This window comes from Paraburkholderia polaris, from assembly GCF_012927345.1.
GTDB lineage: Bacteria > Pseudomonadota > Gammaproteobacteria > Burkholderiales > Burkholderiaceae > Paraburkholderia > Paraburkholderia polaris.
Map to the genome: position 1 here is coordinate 14,615 of NZ_JABBGJ010000058.1, position 19,496 is coordinate 34,110.

General features: G+C 61.0%; 16 protein-coding genes and 1 pseudogene. 13 read left to right on the forward strand and 4 right to left on the reverse strand.

Annotation, left to right across the window (positions count from 1 at the left end):
* Positions 1-106 precede the first annotated feature (106 nt).
* Positions 107-1,084, reverse strand: coding sequence for a LysR family transcriptional regulator (locus HHL24_RS38115; protein WP_230417745.1), 978 nt, complete (start codon positions 1,082-1,084; stop codon positions 107-109).
* Positions 1,085-1,358: 274 nt separating this feature from the next.
* Between HHL24_RS38115 and HHL24_RS38120 the strand changes: the two genes are divergently transcribed.
* The 11 genes from HHL24_RS38120 to HHL24_RS38170 all read left to right on the forward strand — a co-directional run bounded on the left by HHL24_RS38120 (position 1,359) and on the right by HHL24_RS38170 (position 13,256).
* Positions 1,359-2,048, forward strand: coding sequence for an ABC transporter permease (locus HHL24_RS38120; protein WP_169490469.1), 690 nt, complete (start codon positions 1,359-1,361; stop codon positions 2,046-2,048).
* Between the two features lie 4 nt (positions 2,049-2,052).
* Positions 2,053-2,766, forward strand: coding sequence for an ABC transporter permease (locus HHL24_RS38125; protein WP_169490470.1), 714 nt, complete (start codon positions 2,053-2,055; stop codon positions 2,764-2,766).
* Positions 2,767-2,845: 79 nt separating this feature from the next.
* Positions 2,846-3,637, forward strand: a complete 792-nt coding sequence (locus HHL24_RS38130; RefSeq protein ID WP_054043063.1) for an ABC transporter ATP-binding protein — start codon at positions 2,846-2,848, stop codon at positions 3,635-3,637.
* A 37-nt stretch (positions 3,638-3,674) separates the two neighbouring features.
* Positions 3,675-4,724 carry a GlxA family transcriptional regulator gene (locus HHL24_RS38135; protein WP_169490471.1) on the forward strand — a complete coding sequence of 350 codons (1,050 nt, stop codon included), beginning with the start codon at positions 3,675-3,677 and terminating at the stop codon, positions 4,722-4,724.
* A 226-nt stretch (positions 4,725-4,950) separates the two neighbouring features.
* Positions 4,951-6,186: an aspartate aminotransferase family protein gene (locus HHL24_RS38140; protein WP_169490472.1), complete on the forward strand. Its 1,236-nt coding sequence runs from the start codon at positions 4,951-4,953 to the stop codon at positions 6,184-6,186.
* Positions 6,187-6,240: 54 nt separating this feature from the next.
* Positions 6,241-7,299, forward strand: coding sequence for an arginine/ornithine succinyltransferase subunit alpha (gene aruF, locus HHL24_RS38145; RefSeq protein WP_169490494.1), 1,059 nt, complete (start codon positions 6,241-6,243; stop codon positions 7,297-7,299).
* Positions 7,296-8,333 carry an arginine N-succinyltransferase gene (gene astA, locus HHL24_RS38150; RefSeq protein WP_169490473.1) on the forward strand — a complete coding sequence of 346 codons (1,038 nt, stop codon included), beginning with the start codon at positions 7,296-7,298 and terminating at the stop codon, positions 8,331-8,333. Before aruF ends, astA begins: the two co-directional genes overlap by 4 nt.
* A gap of 2 nt (positions 8,334-8,335) precedes the next feature.
* Entirely contained in the window at positions 8,336-9,799 is a 1,464-nt protein-coding gene (gene astD / locus HHL24_RS38155; RefSeq protein ID WP_169490474.1) for a succinylglutamate-semialdehyde dehydrogenase, read from the forward strand.
* A 9-nt stretch (positions 9,800-9,808) separates the two neighbouring features.
* Positions 9,809-11,149, forward strand: coding sequence for an N-succinylarginine dihydrolase (astB, locus tag HHL24_RS38160; RefSeq protein ID WP_169490475.1), 1,341 nt, complete (start codon positions 9,809-9,811; stop codon positions 11,147-11,149).
* Complete coding sequence (astE, locus tag HHL24_RS38165) at positions 11,133-12,191, forward strand: succinylglutamate desuccinylase (protein WP_230417746.1); 1,059 nt, start codon at positions 11,133-11,135, stop codon at positions 12,189-12,191. Before astB ends, astE begins: the two co-directional genes overlap by 17 nt.
* 270 nt (positions 12,192-12,461) lie before the next feature.
* On the forward strand, positions 12,462-13,256 hold the full coding sequence (locus tag HHL24_RS38170) for an ABC transporter substrate-binding protein (RefSeq protein ID WP_169490476.1): 795 nt from the start codon (positions 12,462-12,464) through the stop codon (positions 13,254-13,256).
* A 66-nt stretch (positions 13,257-13,322) separates the two neighbouring features.
* Here the strand turns inward: HHL24_RS38170 and HHL24_RS38175 are convergent, their stop codons facing one another.
* The 3 genes and pseudogenes from HHL24_RS38175 to HHL24_RS38185 form a co-directional block, all read right to left on the reverse strand.
* Positions 13,323-14,039, reverse strand: a complete 717-nt coding sequence (locus tag HHL24_RS38175; protein ID WP_169490495.1) for an SDR family NAD(P)-dependent oxidoreductase — start codon at positions 14,037-14,039, stop codon at positions 13,323-13,325.
* Between the two features lie 93 nt (positions 14,040-14,132).
* Positions 14,133-14,864 (reverse strand): annotated as a pseudogene (locus HHL24_RS38180) (acetoacetate decarboxylase); the annotation flags it as partial.
* Positions 14,865-15,200: 336 nt separating this feature from the next.
* Positions 15,201-15,944, reverse strand: coding sequence for an acetoacetate decarboxylase (locus HHL24_RS38185; RefSeq protein ID WP_169490478.1), 744 nt, complete (start codon positions 15,942-15,944; stop codon positions 15,201-15,203).
* Positions 15,945-16,219: 275 nt separating this feature from the next.
* On the opposite strand from HHL24_RS38185, the gene HHL24_RS38190 reads away from it, so the two are divergent.
* Positions 16,220-17,596, forward strand: coding sequence for an EAL and HDOD domain-containing protein (locus tag HHL24_RS38190; RefSeq protein WP_169490479.1), 1,377 nt, complete (start codon positions 16,220-16,222; stop codon positions 17,594-17,596).
* Between the two features lie 337 nt (positions 17,597-17,933).
* Positions 17,934-19,016, forward strand: coding sequence for a hypothetical protein (locus HHL24_RS38195; protein WP_169490480.1), 1,083 nt, complete (start codon positions 17,934-17,936; stop codon positions 19,014-19,016).
* Positions 19,017-19,496: the final 480 nt, after the last annotated feature.

The window sequence follows — 19,496 nt, forward strand, 5'->3', positions numbered from 1 at the left end:
GAAGCTGAAGACGATACCTCCGTTTCGGCGCCACGTCTGGTTTCACGCCATTTTGCAAGCCCGATTACCGATGCTGGAACGCAACTGGTCTGTGCTGGCACGGAATTTATCCTCTGCCTGTCGTAGTGTTGCCTTTGAATTGTGCTGAAAGGAAGTCGCGAAATGCCATGACGTGTCGATCGCGCTGGCGGTCGCGCCTGATGCAGAGTGCAAATTTGGCTTGATAGCTAAAGGATTCCGGCGCGAGCGCGCGCAGATGTGAGCGATGTTGCCAAAGACCTGCAAGGTGCTCAGGCAGATAGCCGATGAAGCAGCCCGACAGGATTAAAAGCAGTCTGGCTTCCATGTTTTCGGCGCTTCCCACCTCAGAACTTGATTCGTGGTGAGCGTGTTCCGCCTTATGCCAGAATCCGCGGCCTACCAGAGGTTGACGTTCAATTTCATAGATGCTCGGCTGTTCAACGCCATAGAGCGCGTGCTGATCACCGCAGTAGAGCCAATGTTGCTCGTTGTAAAGTTCCTGGAATACCAACCCATTCATCGACGTGGGAAACGTACCAATCGCTAGATCCATACGTCGCTCCGTCACAGCAACTTGCAATTCATATGGGTTCGCTACGTGCATCGAAAGACGCACTCTCGGGTGCAGACTGATGAATTCACGGATGACCGCAGCCAGAGGAAGCGCCGGGTCGCTTACGATGCTATCGATCAACCCGACATTAAGTGATCCTCCCAGATCGTCCCTCAGTGCCGAGGTATAGGACTCGAACGAATCCAGCCGGTCCAACAACGCCTGGACTTCTGCGTAGTAGAGGCGACCCTTTTCAGTCAATCGGAAGCCGCCTCGCCCTCGATGGCAAAGGGTTACGCCTACAAGAGTCTCCAGTTGACTCATATACGTGCTAATCGCAGATACCGACAGGTTCAGCTTCTCTTGCGCCGCAGCGAATCCCTGGTTCTGTACAACGCTGGCGTAAACTCTTATCAGCTTGATCTCGGACGGACCGTAGGACATAGATACTCTTGTGAGCGATAGTTCATGAAATTCTAAACCAAGCTTTTTTTGGCGTCTATTTTTCATCAGGAAGTGCGGCCTTATGATTGTGCGACAAACGAGACTGCGCGAAAGCGTGAGACGGACACTGCTCGATAGATCCCATCGCCGCGACGCTGCCTGGTCGTCTGAAAATCGAGCCGCAGTTCGCCTCCTCGCAGCTTGATGTGCGATGCTTCGAGGACTCATACAAATCGGCCAAGCCAAGTATAATCATCACTTTATTAGATTAGGATATCAAATTATGTCGGCAAATTGCCGCTTCAAAATTTGATCAGAAAATAGACCAGGAGGGACACTAATGTTACTTTACGGCTTTGGTCCGGTCTTGTTGGCCGGCACGATCCAGACGATCGAGCTGTCCGTCCTGTCGCTGGCAGCCTCCGTGCTGCTCGGCCTCGCGGGCGCGGCGGCGAAACTCTCGTTCAACCGCCCGCTCAGGGCGATCGCAACCGGCTATACGACACTGATCCGCTCGGTGCCCGACCTCGTGCTGATGCTGCTGCTGTTCTACAGCATCCAGATCGCGGTCAACAATCTCACCGACGCGCTCAATCTGCCGCAGTTCGATATCGATCCGTTCGTGGCTGGCGTCCTGACGCTCGGCTTCATCTACGGCGCGTACTTCACCGAAACCTTCCGCGGCGCGTTTCTGGCGGTGCCGCGCGGCCAGCTCGAAGCGGGCAGCGCGTACGGCATGAGCGGTGCACGGGTGTTCACGCGCATCCTGTTTCCGCAGATGATGCGCTTCGCGCTGCCGGGCATCGGCAACAACTGGCAGGTGCTGGTCAAGGCCACGGCGCTGGTGTCGATCATCGGTCTCGCCGATGTCGTCAAAGCCGCCCAGGACGCCGGCAAGAGCACCTTCAACATGTTTTTCTTCATTCTGGTCGCCGCGCTGATCTATCTGGCGATCACCACCGCGTCGAATCTCGTGCTGATCTGGCTGGAAAAGCGCTATTCGATCGGCGTGCGCCACGCGGAGCTCTAAGACCATGATCGACATTCTCAATCAATTCTGGCGCGCGTTCCTGTACTGGGACGGTCAGCGCATGTCCGGTCTGGCGGTCACGCTGTGGCTGCTGGTGGCGTCGATCGGGATCGGATTTTTCACGTCGATTCCGCTCGCGGTGGCGCGCGTGTCGAAGAAGCGCTGGCTGTCGACGCCGGTGCGTCTCTACACTTACGTGTTTCGCGGCACCCCGTTGTACGTGCAACTGCTGCTGATCTACACCGGCATGTACAGCCTCGAATTCGTGCGCTCGCATCAGTTGCTCGACGCGTTTTTCCGCAGCGGCTTTCACTGCGCGATTCTCGCTTTCGCACTGAACACCTGCGCGTACACCACCGAGATTTTCGCCGGCGCGATCCGTTCGACGTCGCATGGTGAAGTGGAAGCGGCCCGTGCTTACGGCATGAGCTGGTTCACGATGTACCGCCGCATTGTGATACCGTCCGCGCTGCGCCGGGCGCTGCCGTTGTACAGTAACGAAGTGATCCTGATGCTGCACGCCACCACGGTCGCGTTCACGGCCACGGTGCCGGACATCCTGAAGGTGGCGCGCGATGCGAATTCCGCCACGTATCAGTCGTTCGATGCGTTCGGCCTCGCGGCGCTGATTTACCTGGTGGTGTCATTCGCGCTGGTAGCCTTGTTCCGCCGCGCGGAGCGTCACTGGCTGGGTTACCTCGCGGTGCGCACGCACTGAGCAGGCATGTTTCGATGCAGCGGCGCGGCGGGTTCGCGCCGTCACGTAGATTGATCCGTATTTTCAAAGGGAGAGCATCTTGCTCCACACGACTCAAACCGAAGCTTGCAAGCTCGCCGTTCAGGACATCCACAAGCGCTACGGCGACAACGAAGTGCTCAAGGGCGTGTCGCTGAACGCGAACAAGGGTGACGTGATCAGCATCATCGGCGCGAGCGGATCGGGCAAGAGCACCTTCCTGCGCTGCATCAATTTTCTGGAGCGGCCGAACGCGGGGCAGATCGTCGTCGACGGCGAAATGGTCAAGACCAAAGCCGACCGCGCCGGCAATCTGGAAGTGGCCGATCACAAGCAGCTGCAACGCATCCGCACGAAACTGGCGATGGTGTTCCAGCACTTCAACTTGTGGGCGCACATGAATGTGATCGAGAACATCGTCGAAGCGCCGATTCATGTGCTCGGTATGTCGCGTCGCGAAGCCGAAGAACGCGCGCGCGAATATCTCGAGAAGGTGGGTCTCGCGCCGCGTCTGGAAAAACAGTATCCGTCGCATCTGTCGGGCGGTCAGCAACAGCGCGTGGCCATTGCACGTGCGCTGGCAATGAACCCCGACGTGATGCTGTTTGATGAGCCTACGTCCGCGCTCGACCCCGAACTGGTCGGCGAAGTGCTGAAGGTGATGCAGAAGCTCGCCGAAGAAGGCCGCACGATGATCGTCGTCACGCACGAAATGGGTTTTGCGCGCAATGTGTCGAACCACGTGATGTTTCTGCACCAGGGTCGCACCGAAGAAGAGGGCTTGCCCGCTGAAGTGCTGACCACGCCGCGCAGCGAACGGCTCAAGCAATTCCTGTCCGGCAGTCTGAAGTAACGCGCGGCTCGCGCTTTTCGCGTTTTACTGACAAGTGATGGCTCGCACGTCCAACCCGGCTCGCACCACGCAGGTCGCAATCGTCGCCTTGCCGCCGGTGTCGATGTCGGGCGTCGGGCCGATCGTCGACGCCCTCAATCTCGCCAACGAAATCGACGGCCGGGCGCTGTACCGCGTGCAGGTATGTTCGTGGGACGGCCGCGCGGTGCCCTTGTCGGGCGGGGCGCAATGGCCGGTCGATGCCGCCTTCGGCGATGCGATTGCGTGCGACTGGCTGATCATCGTCAGCGAACGGTTCCAGCAATTCGCCGACTATCGCCTCTTTCTCGCGAGTCTTTCGCGCGTCGGGCAGCGCACGCCGCTCGTCACCGGCATTCATCACGGCGTCTGGTGGCTCGCCATGGCGGGGCAGTTGTCCGGCTATCGTGTGAGCGTCAACTGGGAAACCTATCAGCAGTTCTCCGAGCAGTTCGAGCGCTCGATCGTCACCCAGCAGATCTTCGAAATCGACCGTGATCGCGCCACCTGCGCGGGCGGTCAGGCAACCGTCGACTTCATGCTGGCGATGATCGGCCGTGATCACGGCCCCGAGTTGGCGGACCGGATTGCGGATACGCTCGGCGTCGGTGTGCTGCGCGCGGGTGAAGAGCGGCAGCGCATTCCGTTCGTGACCGCGCCAGGCGAGCGCCATCCGCGCCTGAACGATGCGCTGATGCTGATGGAAGCGAATATCGAAGACCCGTTGACCACCGACGAAATTGCGGGTCTCGTCGGCGTATCGCGGCGCCAGTTGGAGCGGCTGTTTCGTCAGTACCTCGGTTCGATGCCGTCCAAATACTATCTTGGCCTGCGGCTTTCGAAAGCGCGCACGCAATTGCAGCGCACCAGCAAATCGGTGGTGCAGATCAGCCTCGCTTGCGGATTTTCGTCGGCAGCGCACTTTTCGAATGCTTACCGCGAACGCTTTGGTGTCACACCACGCGAGGATCGTCGTAACTGGATCGACAAGCAGACCGGCGCGACCGGCGCCGCGGCCAGTGAGCCGCGACCGGCCGCGTTGATCGAACGGCCCGACCAGGCGGAATAAGCCGGCCGGACAAGCAAGCTGAGCCGGCGGCGCAATGAGCCGCCAAACCGGTAAGCCGAACAGGCAAGCCGGAGAGGCGAAATAAACGGCCGGGAAGCGCGCAGTTTGCAAGCCGCGCGACATATCCGCCCGGAAGCTCATAGAAAGCGTCGCGTATGCGCAAGACGTATCGCGTGCGGTTTCCTACACTACGTGTATTACCTCTCACCTGTAACGAGGATTTGCCATGAACGACCTGACTGTGACACGCCAGACTTTCGACGAAGTGATGGTGCCGGTGTTTTCTCCCGCCGCCTTCGTGCCGGATCGCGGTCTCGGCTCACGCGTCTGGGATACGCAAGGCCGCGACTATATCGACTTCGCCGGCGGGATTGCCGTCACCGCGCTCGGTCATGCCCATCCTGAACTGCTGAAGGTCCTGCACGACCAGGGCGGCAAGCTGTGGCACATCGGTAACGGCTACACCAACGAACCGGTGCTGCGCCTCGCCAAACGTCTCGAAGACCTGACTTTCGCCGATCGCGCGTTCTTCGCCAACTCGGGCGCGGAAGCGAACGAAGCGGCATTGAAGCTGGCGCGCCGCGTCGCGTTCGAGCGTCATGGCGCCGATAAGGTCGAAATCATCTCGTTCACGCAGTCGTTCCATGGCCGCACGTTCTTCACCGTGAGCGTCGGCGGCCAGCCGAAGTATTCGGAAGGCTTCGGCCCGGTGCCGGCCGGCATCACCCACTTGCCGTACAACGATATCGAAGCGGCGAAGAAAGCGATCGGCGCGCAAACCTGTGCGGTGATCGTCGAGCCGATCCAGGGCGAGGGCGGCGTGATCCCGGCCGATCCGGCGTTCCTGAAAGCGCTGCGCGAAGCCTGCGATGAGCACGGCGCACTGCTGATTTTTGACGAGGTACAAACGGGTGTGGGCCGCAGCGGTTATTTCTACGCGTATCAGGACACCGGCGTGACGCCGGACATCCTGACCACCGCGAAGGCGCTCGGCAATGGTTTCCCGATCGGCGCGATGCTGACCACCAACGAACTGGCCGCGCATTTCAAGGTCGGCGTGCATGGCACGACCTACGGCGGCAATCCGCTGGGCGCGGCGATCGCGGAGAAGGTGGTCGAGTTGATCAGCGATCCGAAGGTGCTCGAAGGCGTGCGCACTCGCAGCGAAGCATTGAAGGGCCAACTCGCGAAGCTCAACGAACGCTTTGGCTTGTTCAAGGAAGTGCGCGGCAAGGGTCTGTTGATCGGCGCTGAATTGACCGATGCGTTCAAAGGCCGCGCGAAAGATTTCGTCACGGCTGCGGGTCAACACGGCGTGATCATGCTGATGGCGGGTCCGGACGTGCTGCGTTTCGTGCCGTCGCTGATCATGCCGCTCGACGATATGTATGAAGGCTTCGCGCGTCTGGCGAAGGCTATCGAAGAGATCGCCGGCGCGAAAACTGAAGCGGCGTCGAAGTGATCGCTGGCACTGACTTACTGCATTGATCATGCGTCACATTCAACAGGAACGATGATGCTCTTCGTACGCCCCAGCCGCCTCGCGGATCTCGATGCGCTCGAACACATGGCGCGCACCGCGCAACCGGTGCTGCATTCGCTGCCGCACGACCGCCGTGCGCTCGAAGCGCGCGTTGCGTTGTCGGAAGACTCCTTTCGCGCGGACGTCGATTTCCCGGGCGAGGAGTTCTATCTGTTCGTGCTCGAGGATGCGGAGAGCGGCAAGCTAATGGGCACGGCGAGTATCGTCGCCGCAGCCGGATATTCGGACCCGTTCTACGCGTTTCGCAATGACGCGCTGATTCATGCGTCGCGTGAGCTGCACGTGAATCGCAAGATTCATGCGCTGACCATGTCGCACGAATTGACGGGCAAGAGCCGGTTGGCGGGCTTTTACATCGACCCGTCGCTGCGTGGCGATGCGGCCGCGCATCTGATGTCGCGGGCGCGAATGATGTATATCGCCGCCAATCGCAAGCGCTTCACGCCGGAGGTGTTCTCGCTGTTGCTTGGCGTGACCGACGACTCAGGCGTGTCGCCGTTCTGGGAAGCGGTGGGGCGCAAGTTCTTCGGCCGTAACTTCGCCGACATCGAAATCGAATCGGGTGGCCGCAGCCGTACCTTTATCGCCGAAGTGATGCCGACCTATCCGATCTACGTACCGTTGCTGCCGGAAGCAGCACAGCGTGTGCTCGGCGAGCCGGATTCGAAGGCGCTGCTCGCGTATGAGATTCACCTCGAAGAAGGCTTCGAGACGGATCGCTTCATCGATATTTTCGACGCGGGTCCGGTGTTGACCGCGCAGGTTGATCGCAGCGCCTGCGTGACGCGCAATGAAACACGTGTGGTGCATGAAGCCGGCACGGCGGCCGACGGCTCGACGTATCTGATCGCGCATAACGGTGCGGATGGTGAGTTCCGCTGCGTGCTTGGTGAATTGTCGGGCGGTAAAGCAACCGGCGCGTCGCTGTCGCATGCGGCGCGCGCCGCACTCGGCGTGCAGGAGGGCGACGCGGTACGCTGCGTGCCGCTGCATCAGCCGCAGCAGGAAGAATCTTCGGGAGACGCACAATGATCGTCGTTCGCGTTGTGCAACGAGGCGATGTGGACGCGCTCATGCGGCTCGCGCAGGAGACCGGACCCGGCCTCACCACGTTCAAACCGGATCGCGATGCACTCGCGGCGCGCGTTGAACGTGCGCGCCGCACGATGGAAGACAAGGCCGAGCCGCACGAAGCCGGTTACTTCTTCGTGATGGAAGACACCGACACTGGCGACGTGGCCGGCGTATGCGGGATCGAAACCGCGGTCGGCCTGCAGCAGCCGTTCTACAACTACCGCGTGAGCACGGTCGTGCACGCGAGCCAGGACCTCGGCATCTGGACGCGCATGCGCGCACTGAACATTTCGCATGACCTGACGGGTTACGCCGAAGTGTGTTCGCTGTTCCTGAGCCCGCGTTACCGCACGAGCGGCGTCGGCGGTTTGCTGTCGCGTTCGCGCTTCATGTTTCTCGCGCAGTTCCGCGAGCGCTTTCCGCAGCGTCTGTGCGCGGAATTGCGCGGCCATTTCGATGCGGAAGGCACCTCGCCGTTCTGGCGCGCGGTCGGCTCGCATTTCTACCAGATCGATTTCAACGCGGCGGACTATCTGAGCTCGCACGGCCGCAAGGCGTTTCTCGCTGAGTTGATGCCACGTTATCCGGTGTATGTCGAACTGTTGCCGGAAGAAGCGCAGGAATGCGTCGGCCTCACGCACAGCGACACGATTCCGGCGCGCCGCATGCTCGAATCCGAAGGGCTGCGCTACGAGAATCACGTCGATATCTTCGATGCAGGTCCGGTGCTCGAATGCCATATCGCCGACTTGCGCACCGTGCGCGAAAGCGTGGTGGTGCCGGTCGAGATCGCCAATGTGCCGGCGGGCGCGCCGCAGGATGCGCCGCGTTCGCTGGTATCGAATACGTCGCTGGGCGATTTTCGCGTGGGCGTGGCCGCGGGCGTGCCGCAAGACGGCGTGTTCCGCATGAGCGCCGCCGAAGCGGCTGCACTCGACGTCAAGGCAGGCGACCCGGTGCGGGTGCTGCCGCTGAAACACAAACAAGGATGATCATGAGCGAGCTTTTCATCGACGGCGAATGGGCCGCCGGCACAGGACCCGCATTCGCGTCGCGTAACCCGGGTACGGGCGCGACGGTGTGGGAAGGCAACAGCGCTTCGGCGGACGACGTCGATCGTGCGGTGCGCAGCGCGCGCCGTGCGTTCGCGGGGTGGTCGGCATTGAGTCTCGACGAGCGGTGCGCCGTGGTGCGCCGCTTCGCCGCGCTCGTGACGGAACGCAAGGAAGCGCTCGCCGAAGCGATCGGGCGCGAGACCGGCAAACCGCTGTGGGAAGCGCGCACTGAAGCGGCTTCGATGGCGGCGAAGGTCGAGATTTCGATTCAGGCCTATAACGAGCGCACCGGTGAAAAACGTTCGCCGATGGCCGACGGCACTGCCGTGCTGCGGCACCGTCCGCATGGCGTGGTCGCGGTGTTCGGGCCGTATAACTTCCCTGGCCACTTGCCGAACGGGCACATCGTGCCGGCGTTGATCGCGGGTAATGCGGTGGTGTTCAAGCCGTCCGAACTCGCGCCGGGTGTGGCCGCCGTCACGGTGCAGATCTGGCGCGATGCAGGCTTGCCCGCTGGCGTGCTGAACCTCGTGCAGGGCGAGAAAGAGACGGGCATTGCGCTCGCCAATCATCGGCAGATCGACGGCCTGTTCTTCACGGGTAGTTCTGATACCGGAACATTGCTGCACAAGCAATTCGGTGGCCGTCCGGAGATCGTCCTCGCGTTGGAGATGGGTGGTAACAATCCGCTCGTGATCGGGCCCGTGGCAGATGTCGACGCCGCTGTGCATCACACGATTCAGTCGGCGTTTCTCTCGGCAGGGCAGCGCTGTACGTGCGCGCGCCGCATTTTCGTACCGAATGACGCGTTCGGCGACCGCTTTGTAGAACGCCTGACCGAAGTGACTTCGCGCATCAGCGTCGGCGAATACAACGCCGATCCGCAGCCGTTCATGGGCGCGGTGATTTCCGCGCGTGCGGCTTCGCGTCTGGTCGAGGCACAGGAGCGTCTCCTGGCCGACGGCGCGAAGGCGCTGCTGAAGATGGAGCAGCGCGATCCGAAACTCGGCTTCGTCACGCCCGCGATTCTCGACGTGACCGCCGTGAAGGAGCTGCCGGACGAAGAGCATTTCGGACCGCTGGCGCAGATCATTCGCTACGGCACGTTCGACGAAGCGCTCGAGAAAGCCAACGATACCGAATTCGGCCTCTCCGCCGGCCTGCTCGCCGACGACGAAGCACTGTGGACGCATTTCCAGCGCACCATCCGCGCGGGCATCGTCAACTGGAACCGCCCGACCAACGGTGCATCGTCGGGCGCGCCGTTCGGTGGCCCGGGGCGTTCGGGCAATCACCGGCCAAGCGCGTACTACGCGGCCGACTACTGCGCGTATCCGATGGCGTCCGTCGAAAGCGCGCAACTGCAAATGCCCGCGAGCGTTTCGCCGGGCCTTCAATTCTAAGGATCGACGATGCAAGCCACTGAAGCCAATTTCGACGGTCTCGTCGGCCCGACCCACAATTACGCGGGACTCTCGTTCGGCAACGTCGCCTCGCAGAACAACGAGAAGTCGGTTGCCAACCCCAAAGCGGCCGCGAAGCAGGGCCTGCGCAAGATGAAGCAGTTGGCCGATCTCGGCTTTCATCAAGGGGTGTTGCCGCCGCAGGAGCGTCCTTCGATGCGCCTGTTGCGCGAACTCGGTTTTTCGGGCGACGACGCGACGGTGATCGCACGCGTCGCCAAAGACGCGCCCGAGTTGCTGGCCGCAGCGAGTTCGGCTTCGGCGATGTGGACCGCGAATGCGGCGACGGTGAGTCCGTCGGCCGACACGCACGACGGCCGCGTCCATTTCACGCCGGCCAATCTGTGCAGCAAGTTGCATCGCGCGATCGAGCATGAATCGACGCGCCGTACCTTGCGCGCAATCTTCAGCGACGCCGATCGTTTCGCGGTGCATGAAGCGCTGACTGGCACACCCGCACTCGGCGATGAAGGTGCGGCGAACCACACGCGTTTTTGCTCGGAATACGGCACACGTGGCGTCGAATTCTTCGTGTACGGCCGCAGCGAATATCGCCGCGGACCCGAGCCGAAGCGTTTTCCCGCACGTCAGACGTTCGAAGCGAGCCGCGCGGTCGCGCATCGTCACGGTCTGAAAGAAGCGGCCACCGTGTATGCGCAGCAGAACCCCGACGTGATCGACGCGGGCGTGTTCCATAACGACGTGATCGCGGTCGGCAATCGCAATACGCTGTTTTGCCACCAGCTCGCGTTTGTCGAGCAGAACGCGGTGTACGACGAACTGCGCACGAAGCTCTCGGGGCTGAAGGCCGAGTTCAACGTGATCGAAGTACCGGACGCGCAAGTGAGCGTGTCCGACGCGGTCACGTCGTACCTGTTCAACAGTCAGTTGTTGACGCGCCCGGACGGCAAGCAGGTGCTGGTGGTGCCGCAGGAATGTCGCGAGAACGCGCGCGTGGGCGCCTATCTGGACGAGCTGACTTCGCATACCGGTCCGATCGACGACGTGCTCGTGTTCGATCTGCGCGAAAGCATGAAGAACGGCGGCGGTCCGGCGTGTTTGCGTCTGCGTGTCGTGTTGAACGATGCGGAGCGCGCGGCGGTGACGCCTGGCGTGTGGATCAACGACAACCTGTTCGGCCGCCTCGATACGTGGATCGAAAAGCACTACCGCGATCGTCTCGCACCGTCCGATCTGACCGATCCGCAATTGCTCGCCGAGTCGCGCACCGCGCTCGACGAATTGACGCAGATTCTCGGTCTGGGCTCGCTGTATGACTTCCAGCGCTGAGCACGGCATGCCGGCTCCGATGCTCGACGATTTCCTCGCCTACACGTTGGCGGGGACGCGGCCTGGCGCGCAGGCAACGCAGGGTGCGTGTGCCAACAACGGCGTGCGCTGGTCGTGGCTCGACGACGGCATTTTGCAACTCGAACCGGCTTCGCACGACGCAGCCGCTCGCAGCGTGCTCGCATCAGCCGGCGTGCACGGCGACGAGACCGCGCCGATCGAACTGCTTTCGTATCTTGTGCGCGATATCGCACAGGGCCGCGCCGCGCTGACCTGCCGCCTGCTGGTGATTCTCGGCAATGTCGATGCAATGCGTGACGCGTGCCGGTATCGCGATGACGATCTGAACCGCCTTTTCAGCGGCCGTCACGAGCAGGTGCCGCACAGCCACGAAGCGCCGCGAGCGGCCGCGTTGGAGCGTGCGGCAACACAGTTCTTTGCCGCTGCATCGCAAGAGCAGGGCGCCCGATGGCACGTCGACATGCATACGGCGATCCGCCCGTCGGCTTTCGAGCAATTCGCCTTGCTGCCGCACACTGGTAAGCCGTTTTCGCGCGCTATGTTCGAGTGGCTCGGTGAAGCGCGCATCAGCGCGGTCCTGCTGCACACCACCAAGGGCAACACGTACTCACACTTCACCGCGCAGGCCTGTGGCGCCGAGGCGTGTACCCTCGAACTCGGCAAGGTGCGTCCGTTCGGTCAGAACGATCTGACGCGTTTCGCCGGTGCGGACGAAGCGCTGCGCCATCTGCTGGCCGGTACGAAGAACGGCAACGTGCCCGCGGCGATGCCGCGCGTGTTCACTGTGATCGACCAGCTCACCAAGCACAGCGACGCGTTCGAATTGCTGGTTGCCGCAGATGTGCCGAATTTCACGCCCTTCGTGAAGGGCACCTTGCTCGCACGCGATGGCGAGTATCGCTACACCGTCCGTCACGACGAAGAGCGTATCGTGTTTCCGAACGCGACGGTCAAGCCGGGGTTGCGCGCCGGTTTGATGGTGGTCGAGACGACGCAGGACACGCTCTCGAAGCTCGTTTAACCGCACGCCGCTTCACCTCCTTCACACACTAACGCTTGCCTGAACGCGACACGAATTTGCACCTTCGCCGTGCATCGATTCGGTGTCGCGTGAAAGAGGGCGATGTCCTCGCCCGCCAGGCGTGCTTTGCGAAGCCTGTACAATCCCGCCCTCGCGGCTGTTGCGCTGCACCACACCGGCCGCACGAGTTTGAATCGCAATTTTGGCGCGGCAATCATGCTTGCCCGGATTCGGCTCCGTCTTATTCAATACCGTAGAGGAACACCCGTAATGAAGATGAATTGGCGAAACATGGCCGCGCTCGCGCTGTTCGCGACGGCGACGGTAACAGCAGGCTCGGCATCGGCGGCAGATATCAAGGAAGTGCGCTTCGGCGTCGAGGCGTCGTACGCGCCGTTTGAATCGAAGTCGCCGTCGGGCGAACTGCAAGGTTTCGATATCGACGTCGGCAATGCTGTGTGTGCAAAGCTGAAAGCGAAATGCGTGTGGGTCGAGAATTCGTTCGACGGCCTGATTCCGGCGTTGGAAGCGCGCAAGTTCAACGCGATCAACTCGGACATGACGATCACCGACCAGCGCCGCCAGGCCATCGACTTTACCGATCCGATCTATACGATCCCGAATCAGATGATCGCGAAGAAGGGCAGCGGTCTGCTGCCTACAGCGGCCTCGCTGAAGGGTAAGCACGTCGGCGTGCTGCAAGGCACGATTCAGGAAGCGTACGCGAAGGCGCGCTGGGCGTCGGCTGGCGTCGACGTCGTGCCGTATCAGACGCAGGATCAGATCTACGCCGATCTCGCATCGGGCCGTCTGGACGCCGCGTTCCAGGATGCGGAAGCCGCTTCGAAGGGCTTCCTGAAGAAGCCGCAAGGCGCAGGCTTTGAATTCGCCGGCCCGGCCGTCACCGACGAGAAGCTGCTCGGCGCGGGCGTGGGCTACGGCGTCCGCAAGAGCGACAAGGCCTTGAAGGACGCGCTGAACCAGGCGCTCAAGGAACTGAAGGCGGACGGCACGATCGACCGCTTCGCAGCCAAGTACTTCGACGTGAAGGTCGTGTTGAAGTAAGGCTTGGACCGCTGTTTTCCGTTGTATGCAAACCGGCCGCCTGCGCGGCCGGTTTGCATTGCAGCGTCACTTTACACAGTCGAGCGACGAGTGCGCCGCTGAAGGGCGGGTTGCGTTGCCCGCCAGGTGCAGGGCCGTCTGCGCGACTGCGTGCGCGGTCGCAAACGTGGCTTCGGCGCCGCCGCCAGGCGCCACGTGCCTGACCACATCGTCGTCCCCAGCGCCGCAGCACACCAGATACGAATGCACGTTGTGCCGCGCTCCTTCTTTGGCCAGTACGCGAGCGATTCCGAGTAAGGCGTGTTTCGCCGCCGCGTAGGCGCCCATCAGCGGCGACGTGTCCTGCGCATCCAGCGAGCCGATGTAGATCACAACGCCGCCGCGGTCGTCCCTGTACATGTGCTTGAGCGCCGCACGCGTAGTCAGAAACGCCCCGTCGACATGGGTCGCCTGCATCTTCCGCCAGTCGGAAAACGAATTGCTTTCAAGCGGATTGATGATCTCGACGCTGGCGTTCGCGACGAGGACATCGAGCGCGCCAAACTGTGCGACCACCCGATCGATGCCCTCGTTGACGGCGTTCTCGTTCGTGACGTCCATTGCCATGCAGACGGCCGTGCCGCCGCTCTTTCGGATCTGTTGTGCAACTTCCTTGACTCCCTGCAAGTTGAGGTCGGCGACGCCGACAATCGCGCCGGCGCGTGCCAGCGCCAGCGCAATCTGTTTGCCGACGCCGCCGGCCGCGCCGGTCACGACAGCGATCTTTCCAATGACGCTGCTCATCATTTAGACATGCTTAGTTAAGTCCCCGAAAAAACTCAATGAAGAAGCACGCACACGGCGGTTGCCAGGCGCCGCGACGATCTGCGAGTGGTCCAGATAGTCGAATACGCTTTGGCCTGCGCCGAGTGTGAGATTGGCAATCAGATGGCGCGCCTCGACGATTTCAAGTACTGGCAGATCGGCCACCGGCGCGAGCGCATGAGGTGATAGTTGCAGGGACGACGGCCCCGTCCACGCGCCCTTCAGTTCGATATTGTCGAGATAGTGGCGCACCAGTTCGCACACGCGCGGCTTGCCGTCCACATGCGGTAGCACTTTCAGCAGGAAGTTCGGCATTTCCAGCCGCTTACGCTCTTTGGCGAGGTCGAGCGAGTAGTGCTTGTAGCCCATGGTGGCGGTGGCGATGCGCACCGGGCCGTAGTCGAGCGTACCTACCAACGTGTCGGTGTGAACGCCGAGATCCGGTCGCGCGAGCTTCTTCGGAAAGCCCCACAGTTCGCGGCCGGCGGCGATCGGCGGATGGTCGTCCACATACATGGCCAGTGTGTAGCTGCCGGCGACGCCGTCGAGTGTCACCGGGATGACCTGGCCGCTCTCGGTGTAGTCACCGAATCCCGTGGAGTCCGGCGTGCGGATGAATTGGAAATGCACCAGCGGGTCGTGCACCACGAGCGGCTCCGGCACGACGGCCCGCAGCTTGGCCAGATCCGTGCGGTAGGTGACGATCAGGAATTCCCGGTCGACGAAATGGTATGGGCCCATGGGGTATGCAGGGCTTGTCACCGGCATGGAAAACGCGTTGAGCAAAACGGAATTGATTTTCATGGTGAGGGTTGTCTTTTGTGGTGGAGGTGAAGGGTGGCTCGCTATTCGATTGGATTTTTATTCTGTTATGTAATTCGTATAACGAAGTAAATATGATGAAAGGTTGGTCGCAGATAGCGGTGGGACACCGCATTTAGAATGCGGGCTTGGGTCTGGCCTTCGGCTGTGATGGATTGATTCTAGCGTGCGTCGTGCTGTTGATTATTCGCAATACCAGCATCAAATCTTTTCGATTATTGGAAAGTATTCTTAACTTAGCATCTCGAAATAAGAAACGGCCGCAAGCGGCCGTTTTCAAGATGGCTCGGCACGCTGCGGTGCCGAAAGCGTTGCTGATCAGCGCGGCTGTAGATAATCGAATACGACCTCACCGAGTCCGAGCGTCAGATCGGCAATCAGATGCCGTGCCTCGACGATTTCGAGCACCGGCAATTCCGCGACCGGCGCCAGCGCGTGCGGCGCTAATTGGAGCGAGGCGGGACCCGTCCATGCACCTTTGAGTGTGATGTCCTGCAGGTAGTAGCGCACCAGCTCGCAAATTCGCGGCGTGCCGTCCACATGCGGAATCACCTTCAGAAGGAAGTTCGGCGTTTCGAGGCGTTTCTGTTGCTGCGCGAGATCCAGTTGCCGATGCTTGTAGCCCATCGTGCCGGTGGCAATGCGCACCGGGCCGTAATCGAGCGTGCCGACAAGTGTGTCGGTGTGCACTTCGAGCACGGGCTTGGCGAGCTTCTTCGGAAAGCCCCACAGCTCGCGGCCACCGGCGATCGGCGGGTGGTCGTCCAGATACATGGCCAGCGTGTAGCCGCCTGCCACACCGTTGTATGACACCGGGATAACCTGACCGCTTTCCGTGTAGTCGCCGAAGCCGGTTGAATCAGGCATGCGAATGAATTCGTAATGCACGAGCGGCTCGCCGATCTCGAGCGGCTCGGGCACCACGGCGCGCAGTTTGTCCGGATCGGTGCGGTAAGTGATGATCAGGAATTCCCGGTCGATGAAACGATACGGACCCATCGGAAACGCCGGGCTCGTGATCGGCATCGCGAAGGCATTTGACAGCACGCTTTTGACGTCCATGATTTTCCTTGGTGGTTGAAGGCGGGTAGCGCGGGCGGTGGAACGCTTTTGCACTGCACAAGAGTATCGTCGATTCTTTCCCGGCCTTCAGCGAGGCGGGCATCCAATTATTTAGAGATATTGCGGCGTTGACATGTCCGCACCCGGCGGCCTGCGCTAAAATCGCCGGGCCCACCGCACGCGCAAAGGCCTCAGGGCCTGGATGGGCGTGAGCGGTGCAGCGAAAACCACAATACAGCAGGAAGCGCCTGGGCGGCGCGTAGCGGGGGACCGGAATGACCAGCATCGCAATCGAGAATCCGAGCCAGACGAGTGCTACGGACGATGCGCAATTGAACGCCAGCTTCGCGCGTCAGCCGATTCTGAATCGGGACGGCATGCTGTGCGGATATGAGATCAAAGTGCGCGCGCCGGCGTTGCCTGCGGTCGCCGAACCTGACGCGGGTGCAGCACCGGCCGCTGATTCGGCTACGGATGCCGATGCATTGCCGGGCCGCGCGCCCGAGCCGGCGCAGCTCGTGGCGCGCGCCGTGATTCGCGGTCTGATCCAGAGCAATGTGCGCGGTGCGCTCACCGGGCATCCCGCTTACGTGGATGTAAGCCGCGAGATGCTGTTCGACGACTCGATCCTGCGCTTGCCCACCGACCGCTTCATGTTCGAATTGTCGCCGTCGATCGAGGTCGACGATGCGCTGATCGCGCGTATCGTTCAATTGCACGGCCGGCGCTATCGCTTCGTACTCGACGAGGTGACGCAGCCCGACGAGACGTTCGCGAAGCTGTTGCCCTACGCCGAAGTCGTCAAGATCGATTTCACGCGCGTGCCGAAAGCGCTGTTGCCTAAATTGGCGAGCGTACTCAAGTCAGCGGGCAAGCTGTTGATCGCGCTGGGTCTCGATGCGCAGGCCGATTTCGAAGCGGCGCGAGAGCTCGGCTTCGACCGTTTCCAGGGGTATTTCTTCGCGCGTGCGCAGACCTCGACGACGCGGCGTGTCAGTGCGCCACGGCATGCATTGCTGAATCTGCTGCAACTGTTGTCAGGCGACCCAACCGTCGCGCAACTCGAAGCCGAACTCAAGCTGAACCCGGTGCTGGTCATGCATCTGATGAAGCTCGCGAATTCGAGCGGCCTTGCAGTCGGCCACCGGGTCACGACGCTGCGCGAGGCGATCAACGCGACCGGCACGAATCGGATCGCGCGCTGGACGCAATTGCTGTTGTATGCGGATGGCCGCAAGGTGGCGCTCGAAGACGATCCTCTGCTGCAACTGGCGGCGACCCGGGCGCGTTTCATGGAACTGGCAATCGAACGCTTGCCTGACGCCGGGCGCGACGAAGCCGATGCGGCGTTTCTGACCGGCGTGTTTTCGTTTGTCGATGCGGTGTTCGGCGGCTCGCTCGAAAGCACGCTGAATGTGCTGACGCTATCGCGGCCGATTCAGGCGGGCATCTTGCATCGGCAGGGCGTGCTGGGGTTGCTGCTGACGGCGGTCGAAGCGCTCGAGCGTGGGGCGTGGGATGAGATCGATGCCTTGTGCGCGCGCTTGCAACCGTTGACGGTGGAAGAGATCGCGCTGCTCGGGCTGGCTGCGGGGGCTTGGGCTGGGGTTGCGGATCGTAGTGCGGAGGGGTTGGAAAGGATTGAGGATTGAGGGGGGAGGTCGGTTGGCCAATTGCTGGCTGACGTGCGTTAAAGCGCGGGCGGGAATGTCGCGGCGCAAGTAGATGCAGTCTTCCCCCAAATGTCGATTGAGAGGCGCAGGCAATTTATTGCAAAACGGCGAAGCACGGCTTCGCCGTTTTGCGTTTACGACGTGCCGTGGCTTGAGTGAGTACTTGGCCGAGGGCTGAGGCAATCACTTTCCTTGAATCCTGACGGCGCTGTCAGAAGTGACCGATAGCGCACCTTGGTTAGATGCGATAGATTTCGGGTCAATCTTTCGGTATGAAAGGATTGGTTGCCATCCCTTTGACACATCTATCGCACCCATGGCTGCTTCTGTCAGCTATAACGGCGCTGCTGACGCTTTCCAGATAACGTTTTCGACCGGCTATCGGGTCAGATTTTTCATCATCAATATTCTTCTGTTGGTCTTGGCGCTGTTGGTACTGATCGCGCCTCTTATCGTGGCGATAAGAGGCGGCGGACTATTTGGCACTCGCTGGTTCTGGTTGCCCGCTGCGCTCGGCATGAGTGCGCTTGTTCTTCGCAGGATCTTGATCGCTGGTCTAACGGCGCCGCCGATCATCGTCGATCGTTCCGGCAATGTTCGCCACGGATTTCAGCGCGTGCAATTCGGAGACCGGCCCGGTGTAATTCTCACGGGGCCCGCGGCAGAGTTTGATGAACCGATTGGCTTCCACCGCCGTGGAGTGAGGCTTAATTCATCGATCATTCTGGTTGGACCACACGGCGCGCGCTTTGTCATCTACACGTCGAAGGACGTTCACACTGTCCGCCATATCTTTGGTGGCATTCGTGGATGGCTGGGCGCCACAAACCGTCGCGTTGTGCCACAAACGAGTGTGCCGGTAGGACGCCGATTGTTGTTTGGACTAGTCGCAGTGGGGAGTGTATCGATCGTTGACTTACTCGTGCTCGTTTCCGACTACCTGCTTTTTTACCCTGCTTACATAGGTGCCTGGGCACTCGGCGCCAGCGTATTAGCGACCGCGTGCTTGATTCAGTTTGCGGTGGTAGTGAGGCGTCGCAACTGGCCGGTCCAAGCGTTGAGAGTGCCAGGTGTTCTGCGAGCGGCACATACGCTAGTTGTAGGGATGTTCATCTCCTGCGTCGCTGCAGTGTTCTTTCACCTCGCTAACCTGATCGAGTTTCGCTGGACGCCGGGGCAGGTACGCGCCGTTCAGACCTTCGTTTTGCGATCAGAAACATCGACGAAAGGATGCCGCACACCGGTATATCTGCTGGAGCCGACACTCAAGCGCGAAATCCGCTTCTGCGGCACCGGTTCGCGGAACGATTGGCAGGTAGGGCAACGGGTGGAGATTGACGAATACGTCAACAGGTTTGGCGTGCGCTTGACTGGAGTGCGGGTTTTGAATATCGAGTAGGTGGGGGCTGTGCGGGTGAATAAGAGTCGGTGAGCGCGAACTCTAGTCGGGCAGTGGGCTGCCGGGAAGACGATAGGGCAGTGAGTGGAATGCATCCTCGGTGGTCGTGGTTGAGGATGTCGGGTGGTAACTCGGGACCACCGGTTGGCTCGGCGGAAGAAGTGCTGAGCGCTGAGGAAATGTTGGTGCGGATATGCGCCTTTCGCGTGGACGGCGCATCGTTGCGCATCCCATAGCATTGGAGGTCGTCTCAATCTATTCGATATTTATTAGGAAAATTTAAGACGATGCGTGGTTATCGACTAACTGGCTGGCAGGCCATTTGTGCAATTGGGTAATTTTTTGTCAATTTAGAATATTTCATTTTGCCTTCGATGAAATAGTGCTGTAATTTACCGATGTAATAAGTCGGATCAGGGTATCTCTCGGCTGGTCCCTATCCGTCTGATGCGTAGCTACGCATCGGGTTTCGTTGCATTG

Coding starts and splice junctions, on each gene's coding strand:
- HHL24_RS38175 (WP_169490495.1), bottom strand. CDS start 14,039: ATGAGCAGCGTCATTGGAAAGATCGCTGTCGTGACCGGCGCGGCCGGC.
- HHL24_RS38115 (WP_230417745.1), bottom strand. CDS start 1,084: ATGAAAAATAGACGCCAAAAAAAGCTTGGTTTAGAATTTCATGAACTA.
- HHL24_RS38190 (WP_169490479.1), top strand. CDS start 16,220: ATGACCAGCATCGCAATCGAGAATCCGAGCCAGACGAGTGCTACGGAC.
- astA (WP_169490473.1), top strand. CDS start 7,296: ATGATCGTCGTTCGCGTTGTGCAACGAGGCGATGTGGACGCGCTCATG.
- astB (WP_169490475.1), top strand. CDS start 9,809: ATGCAAGCCACTGAAGCCAATTTCGACGGTCTCGTCGGCCCGACCCAC.
- aruF (WP_169490494.1), top strand. CDS start 6,241: ATGCTCTTCGTACGCCCCAGCCGCCTCGCGGATCTCGATGCGCTCGAA.
- HHL24_RS38185 (WP_169490478.1), bottom strand. CDS start 15,944: ATGGACGTCAAAAGCGTGCTGTCAAATGCCTTCGCGATGCCGATCACG.
- HHL24_RS38195 (WP_169490480.1), top strand. CDS start 17,934: ATGGCTGCTTCTGTCAGCTATAACGGCGCTGCTGACGCTTTCCAGATA.
- astD (WP_169490474.1), top strand. CDS start 8,336: ATGAGCGAGCTTTTCATCGACGGCGAATGGGCCGCCGGCACAGGACCC.
- HHL24_RS38125 (WP_169490470.1), top strand. CDS start 2,053: ATGATCGACATTCTCAATCAATTCTGGCGCGCGTTCCTGTACTGGGAC.
- HHL24_RS38170 (WP_169490476.1), top strand. CDS start 12,462: ATGAAGATGAATTGGCGAAACATGGCCGCGCTCGCGCTGTTCGCGACG.
- HHL24_RS38140 (WP_169490472.1), top strand. CDS start 4,951: ATGAACGACCTGACTGTGACACGCCAGACTTTCGACGAAGTGATGGTG.
- HHL24_RS38120 (WP_169490469.1), top strand. CDS start 1,359: ATGTTACTTTACGGCTTTGGTCCGGTCTTGTTGGCCGGCACGATCCAG.
- astE (WP_230417746.1), top strand. CDS start 11,133: ATGACTTCCAGCGCTGAGCACGGCATGCCGGCTCCGATGCTCGACGAT.
- HHL24_RS38135 (WP_169490471.1), top strand. CDS start 3,675: ATGGCTCGCACGTCCAACCCGGCTCGCACCACGCAGGTCGCAATCGTC.